Genomic DNA, 11,309 nt, shown 5'->3' on the forward strand with positions numbered 1-11,309 from the left:
GCGGATCCCGGTGTGAACCCGGTTGGGGGAAGATGGCCCCATGACTGACACCGACGCGCCCCGCGGATCCGCTCCCGCCCCGGCCCCCTCCTCGGCACGCTCCGATCAGCGTGGCCCCGTGGATCTGAGCGCCATCCCCACCGCCGCCCGGGAGCGTTGGAGCGAGCTGGTGCGTGACATCGAGGCCGCCCGCGACGCCTACTACAACGCGATCGATGCCGAGAGCCCGCTGTCCGACGCCGACTACGACACCCTCTACCGGGAGCTGGAGGGACTGGAGGCCGCCCACCCCCTCCTGGCCCGAGCCGGGTCACCGACCCGCTCCGTGGGCGGGCGCGCCGTCACCGACTTCGCCCCCGCCCCGCACCACGAGCGCATGTACTCCCTTCAGGACGTCTTCTCCCTCGACGAGGTCCAGGAGTGGGCCGAGCGCATGGTCGCCGAGACCGGGGTCGGCGACGACGAGCTCGCCATGACAGCCGAGGTCAAGATCGACGGCCTGGCCGTGGCCCTGACCTACGAGGACGGCATCCTCACCCGGGCCGCGACCCGCGGCGACGGCACCACCGGTGAGGACGTCACCGGTAACGTGCGCACCATCGCCTCGGTCCCCCTCGTCCTGGCCGGCGACGCCCACCCCTCCCTGCTCGAGGTGCGCGGCGAGGTCTACTTCCCCACCCAGGACTTCGAGGCCTTCAACGAGGAGCGCCGCACCCGCAACGTGCAGCGGCAGGCCGACGGAGCCCCCCTCCTGCAGGTCTTCGCCAACCCCCGCAACGCGGCCGCCGGCTCGCTGCGCCAGAAGAACCCCGCTGTCACCGCCTCCCGGCCCCTGGCGATGATCGCCCACGGAGTCGGTGCGATCACCCCCGCACCGGGGGAGAGCCTCCCCACCCGGCAGCACGAGTGGTACGAGCTGCTGGCCGGCTGGGGGCTGCCGGTGTCCCCCTACAACGCCGTGGTGAGGGGACGCGCCGAGCGTGAGGCCTACATCGAGCGCTACGCCGCCCACCGCCACGACCTCATCCACGAGATCGACGGCATCGTCTTCAAGCTCGACGACCACTCCCTTCAGCGCCGCCTGGGCCACACCTCCCGAGTGCCCCGCTGGGCCACCGCCTACAAGTACCCGCCCGAGGAGGTCCGTACCCGCCTGCTGGACATCGCCGTCCAGGTCGGACGCACCGGCCGCGTCACGCCCTTCGGCATGATGGAGCCGGTCCTCGTCGCCGGCTCGACGGTAGCCCGCGCCACCCTCCACAACGCCACCGAGGTGGCCCGCAAGGGCGTGCGCATCGGGGACATGGTCATCGTGCGCAAGGCCGGCGACGTCATCCCTGAGATCCTGGGGCCGGTCGCGGACCTGCGTGACGGCAGCGAGCGGGACTTCGTCATGCCGACGCACTGCCCCTCCTGCGGCACCGAGCTGGCGCCGGCCAAGGACGGCGACGTCGACCTGCGCTGCCCCAACACCCGGTCCTGCCCCGCCCAGCTCACCGAGAGGATCGCTCACATCGGCTCCCGGGGCGCCCTGGACGTCGAAGGGCTGGGGGACGAGGCCGCCGGCGCCCTGACCCGCCCCGACGCCGGACGCCTCGAGGCCCTGACGGCGCTCGCGGCGGGGCGGAGCCTGGAGACCGAAGGCGGACGGCTCAGCCTCCCGCCCGGAGAGCTCGACTCCCTCCACGTCTCCCAGCGGGTGGAGGCCGTCGAGGAGCTCCTGAAGCAGGCGGGGATCACCGAGCAGACGCCGGTGCTCACCGGCGAGGCCACCCTATTCGACCTGACCGAGGACGATCTGCGCGAGGTCTTCGTCTGGCGTCCCGTCTCCCGTCGAGGCGTGCCCACCGGTGACTGGCGCCTGAGCCGGTTCTTCTGGACCAAGCAGACCTACGACGCCGACGGTCGGGTCAAGAAGGCGACAGCGCCGGGGAAGAACGCCACCGCGATGCTCTCCCAGCTCCGCCAGGCCCGCAGCCGCCCGCTGTGGCGCATCCTGGTGGCTCTGTCCGTGCGCCACGTCGGCCCGACCGCCGCCCGGGCCCTGGCGGCGCGCTTCAGGTCCCTGGAGGCCCTGTGCCAGGCCGATGTCGCCGAGCTGGCCGAGGTCGACGGCGTCGGCCCCACCATCGCCGACTCCTGGGCCAGGTGGCGTGAGGTCGACTGGCATCGCGAGATCCTCAGCCGCTGGGAGGCCGCCGGGGTCCGCACCCGGGAGGAGGACTCGGAGGAGCAGGAGGAGCCGGCGCGCACCCTGGAGGGCCTGACCGTCGTCGTCACCGGCTCCCTGGAGGGATTCACCCGGGACAGCGCCAAGGAGGCCATCGTCTCCCGCGGCGGCAAGGCCTCGGGCAGCGTCTCGAAGAAGACGAGCTTCGTCGTCGTGGGGGACAAGGCGGGCTCCAAGGAGACCAAGGCCCGCGAGCTGGGGCTGACGATCCTTGACGAGGAGGGCTTCGTGGCGCTCCTGGAGGGCGGACCCCAGGCGGTCTCCTGAGGACGCACGAACGGGGCGGGGCACCTCCTGACAAGGAGGTGCCCCGCCCCGTTCGCGACTCGGCTGATGCTGGCGCTGATACCGGCTCAGTAGTGGCTGTGGACCACCGTGTTCGTGTCGACCCAGTTGTAGATCCACTGCGCCTCGGGGACCGGCATGTTGACGCAGCCGTGGGAGCCGGAGTACCCGAAGCTGGAGCGCCAGCCCGCGCCGTGGAAGGCGTAGCCGCTGTAGAAGTAGCTCACCCACGGGACGTCCTCGGCGACATAGGGGGAGCCGTCGGCGTTCTCGCCGCGCATGGTCTGGGACTCGTACTGCAGGTAGACCTTGTAGGTGCCGGTGACCGTGGGGGTCTCGGCGGCGCCGTCGACGATGGAGACCGGGCCGTGCACGACGGTCGCCCCCTCGTAAGCGGTCACCGTCTTGTTCGACAGGTTGAGGTCGACCCACTTCTCACCCGGAGCGGCCTGGTAGGGCAGCTTCTCCGCACCATTGGCGATGGTGCGCTCCTTCCACTCCGCCTTGACCGTCGTCGCCTCGAAGGAACCGGAGTAGGCCTTGTTGCTGCCCAGGGACTGCGTGATCGAGGTGGCCACCGCATCGGCGTTGTTGACGGTCTTGCCGTCCTTGGCCTCGGTCGGGGTGGAGACCACCTGGCCGCTGGCATTGACGTTGCGCTCGCCGGTGACGGGCTCGGAGCTGGCCTCCTCGGCCTTGGTCTTGACCCACTGGGAGACCTTGGAGGAGTCCACAGCGATGGTCGGGGCGGACTCGGCCGAGTTGGTGACCTTGATCCACGAGGCCTTGTCCGTGTTCTCCGCCGTGTAGGAGTCCTCGCCCATGGTGATGGTGACGTCCTGGGAGACCCAGCCGTTGGCCTTGTCGGCAACCTTCTGGGCATCGGAGTCGGAGACCTTCGGGTCGGCATTCGTGATCGTCAGGGAGATCGACGAGGAGTCCAGGGACGTGGCGGCCTTCTGCGCGGCCTGGGCCAGGACTTCGGCGTCCAGGGAGGAGCCCGTGGCCGAGCTCGTGGTGGTGAAGGTGGTGCCATCCTCGCCCAGGACCACGGTGGCGTTGCGCGCCTTGGCGCGGTCCTCGGGGATCAGGGAGGTGGCGTAGCTGCTCACCTTGGTCTTGTCGGTGGTGGAGACCACCGGGACCTCGCCCTTGCCCTGGGAGACCAGGGCGCGGAACTTCTCACCGAGCGTGTCGCCCCGGGCCATGACGGCGTCGGCGGTCGCTTGGGCGTCCACGGTGGTTCCCAGGTCCGTCAGGGAGGCGCTGGCGGTGACGTCTCCGGAGATGTCGACCTTGGTGCTCTTGGCGCGCTCCTCAATGGCGGCCACCACCTCCTGCCGGCTCTTGCCGGAGACGTCGGTGCCGGCCACAGTGGTTCCCGGGACGGCTCGGCCGTCGTAGTGCGCGGCGTAGGCGTAGCCTCCGGCACCGGCGACACCCAGCAGGAGGAGTGCTGCGGCCGCGACCCCCAGGCGCCAACGGCGACGACGCCGCGGCTCGTTCGGGGACGGCTCCGCAGCGGTGGAGGTCAGCGCCGGGAAGGCGGTCGTCCCCGGGACGGCCGCAGCGGAATAACCGGCACCGTCAGTGCTCTCGGTTCCTGAAGCGCCCTCGAGCGTCGACTGATCGTCGGGCTCGCTGCCGGAGCTCGGTTCTGAGGTCGCTGCCGGGGCGATGGCCTCGATCTCCTCAGTACTGCTCTGCTCGGCGCTCGTACCGCTTGAGGCGGTATTGGCGGAATGGGCCTGCGGTGCCGTGGCCTTCGCAGCCGCCTGGAAGACGGACTGACGACGCACGCCTTCGGGCTGCCCGTAGGGCGTGCTGAGCACAGTGGTCTCGCTCTGTGAGGCTTCTCCCTGGTGCTGCGTGCCAGCGGGGGAAGTGTTGCTGCTCATGCATCCTCGTCCCTCGGCCACGGGTCCCGTGTGGGGCGGGGTGGCCGAATTCAGTGGTCCATCCGACCTCCGGTGGTCCAAGGTGCTGGATGGAGGTCTGACCCAAGGGCTGTTCCTGGTCCGACCTGCGTCAACGCGGCAGCGCCGTCGCCGGCGGGGCGGTCCTCACCCTGGTGATTACCATGACATCTGTGAAACCAGACGATGTCAATCATCCTCGGGGATGAGGCTCTGTGAGATCGCACGAATTCGGTGTCGGTTCAGTTTCCTAGGAACCCGCAAGGCCTGGCGCCATGCACCGCCGGCGGGAGAGGGGCGCCGATTCGGGCCGGGCGTGCCGGTTGCGCCTGCGATGTCGACGCGGTGGGGCCGCAGCCAGGCTCGACCCGGCTAGACTCCACACCATGTCTGCTATTTCCACTGATGAGGTCGCACGGGTTGCGGCGCTGGCTCGGGTCGCCCTGAGCGATGAGGAGGTGTCGCGTCTGGCCGGAGAGCTGGACGCGGTCGCCTCCTCCTTCGCCCGGGTCACGAGCGTGGTCACGCCCGACCTGCCGGCGACCTCCCACCCCGTGCCCCTGACCAACGTGCTGCGTGAGGACGTTCCGGCCCCCACGCTCGACGTCGACGAGCTCCTGGCCGGCGCGCCGGCCAGCGAGGACTCCATGTTCCTCGTTCCGCAGATCCTGGGGGAGGACTCCGCCTCATGAGCGCTCACAGCACCAACGCCCTGGCCGACCTCATCAGGAGCAGCGCCGCCGCGCAGGCCGCGGCCCTGGCGGCGGGGGAGGTCTCCTCACGCGAGCTCACCCAGGCCCACCTCGACCGCATCGCCGCCGTCGACGGCGCCGTCGGGGCCTTCCTCAACGTCGATGCCGAGTGCGCCCTGAGCCAGGCCGACGCCGCCGACGCCGCCCGCAAGGAGAGCCGGGCGACCAGCGAGCTGACCGGTGTGCCGGTGGCCGTCAAGGACCTCATCGTCACCCGAGGCCAGGTCACCACCGCCGCCTCACGGATCCTCGAGGGATGGGTGCCGCCCTATGACGCCACCCTCGTGCGCAACCTGCGCGCCGCCCGCACCCCGATCCTAGGCAAGACCAATCTCGACGAGTTCGCCATGGGCGGCTCCACCGAGCACTCGGCCTTCGGCCGCACCGCCAACCCCTGGGACCTGGGCCGCATCCCGGGAGGATCCTCGGGTGGCTCGGCCGCGGCCGTGGGCGCCTACGAGGCCCCCGTGGCCGTGGGCACCGACACCGGAGGCTCGATCCGCCAGCCCGCGGCCGTCACCGGCACGGTCGGCGTCAAGCCGACCTACGGCACTGTCTCGCGCTTCGGCGTCATCGCCATGGCCTCCTCCCTCGACACGCCGGGCCCCATGGCCCGCACGGTGCTGGACACCGCTCTGCTGCACGACGTCATCGCCTCCCACGACCCGCTGGACTCGACCTCGCTGCCTGACGCCCCGCGCGACATGGCCGCCGTGGTCCGGGCCGCCCAGGAGGGGAGGGACCTGACCGGGCTGCGGGTCGGCGTCATCTCCGAGCTCGACGGCGGAGAGGGCTACCACGACGGAGTCGTGGCCTCCTTCCACGCCGCCCTGGAGCTGCTTGAGGCGGCCGGCGCGCAGGTGGAGACCGTCTCCCTGCCGCACCTGGAGTACGCGCTGGACGCCTACTACCTCATCATGCCCGCCGAGGCCTCCTCCAACCTGGCCCGCTACGACGGGATGCGTTACGGCCTGCGGGTCGAACCGACGTCGGGACCCGTCACCGCCGAGACCGTCATGGCGGCCACCCGCGGGGCGGGCTTCGGTGACGAGGTCAAGCGCCGCATCATCCTGGGCACCCACGTGCTGTCGGCCGGCTACTACGACGCCTACTACGGCTCGGCCCAGAAGGTGCGCACTCTCGTGCAGCGCGACTTCGCCGCCGCCTGGGACAAGGCGGACATCCTCGTCTCGCCCACCGCCCCGGTGACGGCCTACCGCTTCGGGGAGAAGGACGACCCGCTGGCGATGTACAAGCTGGACGTGACCACGATCCCGGCCAACCTCGCGGGGGTCCCCGGCATGAGCCTGCCCTCGGGGCTGAGTGATGACGGGCTTCCGGTGGGCTTCCAGATCCTGGCGCCGCAGAGGGCCGATGACCGCCTGTACCGCGTGGGTGCCGTCCTGGAGGCCGCGCTGGAGGAGACATGGGGGGCGCCGCTGCTGTCGCGTGCGCCCGAGCTGGAGGAGACACGATGAGTGACACGCTGATGGACTTCGACGAGGCCGTTCGTCGCTACGACCCGGTCCTGGGACTTGAGGTGCACGTCGAGCTGGGAACCGCCACCAAGATGTTCGACGCCGCCCCCAACGTCTTCGGCGCTCAGCCCAACACGATGGTGACCCCCACGTCGGTGGGCCTTCCCGGTGCGCTGCCGGTGGTCAACGCCCGTGGCGTGGAGTACGCCATCCGTATCGGCCTGGCCCTGGGCTGTGAGATCGCGCAGTCCTGCCGCTTCGCCCGGAAGAACTACTTCTATCCGGACCTGGCCAAGGACTTCCAGACCTCCCAGTCCGATGAGCCCATCGCCTACGACGGCGCCCTGGAGATCGAGATGGAGGACGGCTCCTTCTTCACCATTCCGATCGAGCGCGCCCACATGGAGGAGGACGCCGGTAAGAACACCCACATCGGGGGCGCCGACGGCCGTATTGAGGGCGCCAGCCACTCCCTGGTGGACTACAACCGCGCCGGCGTGCCGCTGGTGGAGATCGTCACCCGCCCCATCGAGGGCACCGGCGCCAGGGCGCCTCAGGTCGCCGCCGCCTACGTGCGCACCCTGCGCGATATCTTCCGGGCCCTGGGCGTCTCCGAGGCGCGCATGGAGCGCGGCAACGTGCGCGCCGACGTCAACGTCTCCCTGCGCGAGTCGCCCGACGCGCCGCTGGGCACCCGCACCGAGACCAAGAACGTCAACACCTTCCGTGGGATCGAGCAGGTCGTCCGCTACGAGATCCAGCGTCAGGCCGCCATCCTGGCCGCCGGGGGAGAGGTGCTTCAGGAGACCCGTCACGGTCAGGCCGACGGCACCACCCGCGCCGGTCGCGTCAAGTCCGACGCCGACGACTATCGCTACTTCCCCGAGCCGGACCTGGTTCCGGTAGCGCCCAGCCGTGAATGGGTCGAGGAGATCCGTGCGGGGCTGCCCGAGATGCCCGCGGCCAAGCGTCGTCGCCTCAAGGCCGAGTGGGGCCTGAGCGACACCGAGATGCGCGATGTCGTCAACGCCGGGGCGCTCGAGCTCATCGAGGCCACCGCGGCAGCGGGGATCACCGGTCAGGCCGCCCGCAAGTGGTGGATGGGTGAGCTCTCCCGCAGGGCCAAGGAGCAGGAGACGGCCCTGGAGGACATGGCCGTCACGCCCGAGCAGATCGCCGAGCTGCAAGGGCTGGTGGACTCCGGGCGCCTGACCGACAAGCTCGCCCGCCAGGTTCTCGAAGGGGTCCTGGCCGGCGAAGGTGATCCTGAGGCTGTGGCCGCTGCTCGTGGGCTCGAGGTCGTCTCCGACGACTCCGCGCTGCTGGCCGCCGTGGACGAGGCCCTGGCCGCCAACCCGGACGTGGCGGACAAGATCCGCGGCGGCAAGGTCCAGGCCGCCGGCGCCATCGTCGGAGCCGTCATGAAGGCGACCCGCAGCCAGGCCGACGCCAAGCGCGTACGCGAGCTCGTCATGGAGCGCGTGCAGGGCTAGGCGGGCCTCACCACTCGTCTCCTGAAGCCTCCCTCCGCGCAGCTGCCCTCTTGCATCGAGGCCGGCTCGGAGTACTCCGGCCCGTCGCCGCTGCATCCAGCCAGTGGTGACGGGTCGGACTGTCCGTTGCCGGCGGTTCCCCTCAGCATCACCGGCGGCTCGCGTCGGTGATGGAGGGCTTGCGAGCAGGGTGAAATTGCTTGCGAAAGCTGCCCGGAATTTCAGCATCCGGTCACAATAGGACCGTCATCCGAGTGGCTGGCGGTCGGTGAGAGATAGGCTCGGAGTACTGACCTCAAGTCCCGCCCATCCCACGAGGAGTGCCCATGGTTCAGCCCAGTCCCAGCTACACCGTCGCCCTGTACCTCGAGGTGCCCGCCTCCCAGAAGGCGGTGGCCCGCCTGGTCGACACTGCCACTGCGACTGGTGCCATCGTCACCGGCGTCGACGTGGCCGATTCCGACGGCGACAAGCTCACCGTCAATCTCACGGCGGACACCCGGGACTCCAAGCACCGCAACGAGCTGGTTGCCAAGTTGGAGGAGATTGACGGCGTCATCGTCCGCAACGTCGGCGACTCGACCTTCCTGACTCACGTCGGAGGCAAGATCGAGATCGCTAGCAAGTACCCGATTCACAACCGTCGTGACCTGGCCCGTGTCTACACCCCCGGAGTGGCCCGCGTCTGCAAGGCCATCTACGACCACCCCGAGCGCGCCCGGATGCTCACTATCAAGAAGAACACCGTCGCCGTCGTCACCGACGGGACCGCGGTCTTGGGGCTGGGGGACATCGGCCCGTCCGCAGCCATGCCCGTCATGGAGGGCAAGGCCGTTCTGTTCAAGCAGTTCGGCAACGTGGACGCCTGGCCGGTGGCCCTGGACACGAAGGACCCCGAGGAGATCATCTCCATCGTCAAGGCCATCGCCCCGGCCTACGGCGGCATCAACCTGGAGGACATCGCCGCCCCCAAGTGCTTCGACATCGAGGCCCGTCTGCGCGAGGAGCTCGACATCCCGGTCTTCCACGACGACCAGCACGGTACCGCCATCGTGACCCTGGCGGCCCTCATCAACGCTCTGAAGATCGTGGGCAAGAAGATCGAGGACGTGCGCATCGTCCTGTCCGGTGTCGGTGCGGCCGGCAGCGCCATTGCCAAGCTGCTCATGGCGCACGGCGCCACGGACATCGTTGGCTACGGGCGCACCGGGGCCCTGTCGGCGGCTAACACCGAGGGGATGAACGAGCACCGCAAGTGGCTGGCTGAGAACACCAACCCGCGTCAGGTGACCGGTTCCCTCAAGGAGGGCCTCAAGGGGGCCGACGTCTTCATCGGCGTCTCGTCGGGCAACCTGCTCGAGCCCGAGGACCTGGAGGTCATGAACGACGGCGCCATCGTCTTCGCCATGGCCAACCCGATCCCGGAGGTCGACCCGATCCGTGCGGCCGACTACGCCGCCGTGGTGGCGACCGGACGCTCGGACTTCCCCAACCAGATCAACAATGTCCTGGCCTTCCCCGGGCTCTTCCGCGGCCTGCTGGACACAGGCATCACCGACATCTCCACCGAGCTGCTGCGGGCCGCGTCCAGCGGTATCGCCTCGGTGATCGCCGACGACGAGATCAGCCCGGTGTACATCATCCCCGGCGCCTTCGACACCCGGGTCGCCGACGCCGTGGCCAAGGCGGTCCGCAAGTTCGCCGAGACGGAGTGAGAAGCCTAGGTTCCAGGTGACGTGGCCAGGGGCGTGAGACACCTTCGGGTGTCTCACGCCCCTGGCGATACTCAGGACCTGGCCTGAGCTCGCTCGTCGGTCACGACGACGTCGGAGACATCAGCGCAGCCAGGAGTCCCCGACCAGACGAGACCACCAGGTGCCCAGCCCCAGGGTGTCGCCGGCCCGAGTTAGGGCGAACAGGATGGCGGACAGGGTCAGAACCCAGTGGAGATCGACCAGGGGGTTGGTCGCGGCGTTCTCGGTACCTCCGGTTCCGATGGGCCACAGGGCCAGATACAACGGAACCATGAGTGCTGAGGCCGCGAAGGCGCTCACCTTGAGCCCGATGCCGAGAGTCAGGGCGACGCCCACCCCGAGCATCCCGGCCATGAACAGCCAGTCGCCGACCGGGTTGGCCAGCAGCTCGAAGGCACTCCCGAAGGGGCTGTGAACCGCCACGCCCTTGATGAAGCCCTGGGCGGGCTGACCTCCGTTGATCCAGGCCATCTGACGAGGGGTGGAGAATCCAAGGCCGAACGTCTTGTCCAGGAAGGTCCACAGGAAGATGAAGCCGACGACGATCCGTAGGACGGCCAGCGCGATGCGAGCCGACGAGCTGGTCACGATGTCGGATCCGGAACGAGGGCGCTTGGCGCCACGAGTGGAAGCAGGCACGGGAGGTGCTCCTTGATGATCGCTGGGGTCCGATGCCGGACACCAGTAGTTGAACAGTAAACTGACTGACCGATTGTAGACATACCGGACTGCTCGGTGGATACTGACGAACGACGGGGTGTTATCGATACGCGGCGATGCGTTCATCGAAACAGTTGGAATGGCGAGGAAAAGTCGATGTGTCCTGGATCATGGGCGATCGGTTTGACGTCTGAGGGGTGAACCTGCCTAAAGTACAGCCCGCTGCCGGACGGCTCGGGCCTTGCTTGAGACCTTCCAGTGGCGAGCTCACTACAACAGAACGTCGATCGGTGTGACCGGGAACAATGCTTCTGAGGTTGACGTCGAACCGACAAATGTTCTAGAGTAGCGGAGTTGCTCGCCAGAGCGAAGTTGAGTCAAAAGGCTCGATTGAGTTCCGGCTGGGTGTGTTGTTTGAGAACTCGATAGTGTGTCATGTTTTTTATGCCATGGCCCTGGGGGCTGCGCATGATTTTGGTTGTGTGTGGTTTTTGGGGTTTTGTTTTGTTTTGGTTTGCCTGGCTCTCTTTGTTGTGGGGGTTGGGTTGGGCCTGGTCTGGTTTTCTGGGCTGTTGTACTGACTGTGGGTTCTGGCTGACTGTGTTTGTGGTTGGTTGGGGCCTGGTTTTGTTGGTTTTGTTTGGAGAGTTTGATCCTGGCTCAGGACGAACGCTGGCGGCGTGCTTAACACATGCAAGTCGAACGGTGAAGGGACCGGTTTTTGCTGGTTCTGGATGAGTG

General features: G+C 68.6%; 7 protein-coding genes and 1 rRNA gene. 6 read left to right on the plus strand and 2 right to left on the minus strand.

The genetic code is table 11. The annotated features are described in order from the left end of the window. The first annotated feature begins 40 nt into the window (after nt 1-40). The gene (gene ligA / locus FK267_RS12605) at nt 41-2,497 is read left to right on the plus strand and encodes an NAD-dependent DNA ligase LigA (protein ID WP_141407405.1); all 2,457 of its coding nucleotides are present in this window, start codon (nt 41-43) and stop codon (nt 2,495-2,497) included. An 86-nt stretch (nt 2,498-2,583) separates the two neighbouring features. On the opposite strand, the gene FK267_RS12610 is transcribed toward ligA, so the two are convergent. Continuing rightward, nucleotides 2,584-4,413 carry a L,D-transpeptidase gene (locus FK267_RS12610; protein ID WP_141407406.1) on the minus strand — a complete coding sequence of 610 codons (1,830 nt, stop codon included), beginning with the start codon at nt 4,411-4,413 and terminating at the stop codon, nt 2,584-2,586. A gap of 404 nt (nt 4,414-4,817) precedes the next feature. Between FK267_RS12610 and gatC the strand changes: the two genes are divergently transcribed. The 4 genes from gatC to FK267_RS12630 all read left to right on the plus strand — a co-directional run bounded on the left by gatC (nt 4,818) and on the right by FK267_RS12630 (nt 9,869). Then, the gene (gatC, locus tag FK267_RS12615; RefSeq protein WP_003789737.1) at nt 4,818-5,123 is read left to right on the plus strand and encodes an Asp-tRNA(Asn)/Glu-tRNA(Gln) amidotransferase subunit GatC; all 306 of its coding nucleotides are present in this window, start codon (nt 4,818-4,820) and stop codon (nt 5,121-5,123) included. Next, complete coding sequence (gatA, locus tag FK267_RS12620) at nt 5,120-6,661, plus strand: Asp-tRNA(Asn)/Glu-tRNA(Gln) amidotransferase subunit GatA (protein WP_141407407.1); 1,542 nt, start codon at nt 5,120-5,122, stop codon at nt 6,659-6,661. Before gatC ends, gatA begins: the two co-directional genes overlap by 4 nt. Continuing rightward, a complete protein-coding gene (gatB, locus tag FK267_RS12625; RefSeq protein WP_141407408.1) occupies nt 6,658-8,154 on the plus strand; it encodes an Asp-tRNA(Asn)/Glu-tRNA(Gln) amidotransferase subunit GatB in 1,497 nt (498 codons plus the stop codon). The genes gatA and gatB overlap by 4 nt, the downstream gene beginning before the upstream one ends. Before the next feature lie 326 nt (nt 8,155-8,480). After that, nucleotides 8,481-9,869 (plus strand): NAD(P)-dependent malic enzyme, encoded by a 1,389-nt coding sequence (locus FK267_RS12630; protein ID WP_141407409.1) that lies wholly within the window; start codon nt 8,481-8,483, stop codon nt 9,867-9,869. A gap of 120 nt (nt 9,870-9,989) precedes the next feature. Here FK267_RS12630 and FK267_RS12635 read toward each other — a convergent pair whose 3' ends face one another. Then, entirely contained in the window at nt 9,990-10,547 is a 558-nt protein-coding gene (locus FK267_RS12635; protein ID WP_075415520.1) for a DoxX family protein, read from the minus strand. A 658-nt stretch (nt 10,548-11,205) separates the two neighbouring features. Here FK267_RS12635 and FK267_RS12640 point away from each other — a divergent pair. Further along, nucleotides 11,206-11,309 (plus strand): 16S ribosomal RNA (locus FK267_RS12640); the annotation flags it as partial.

The organism is Actinomyces oris, assembly GCF_006546825.1.
GTDB classification, from domain to species: domain Bacteria; phylum Actinomycetota; class Actinomycetes; order Actinomycetales; family Actinomycetaceae; genus Actinomyces; species Actinomyces oris.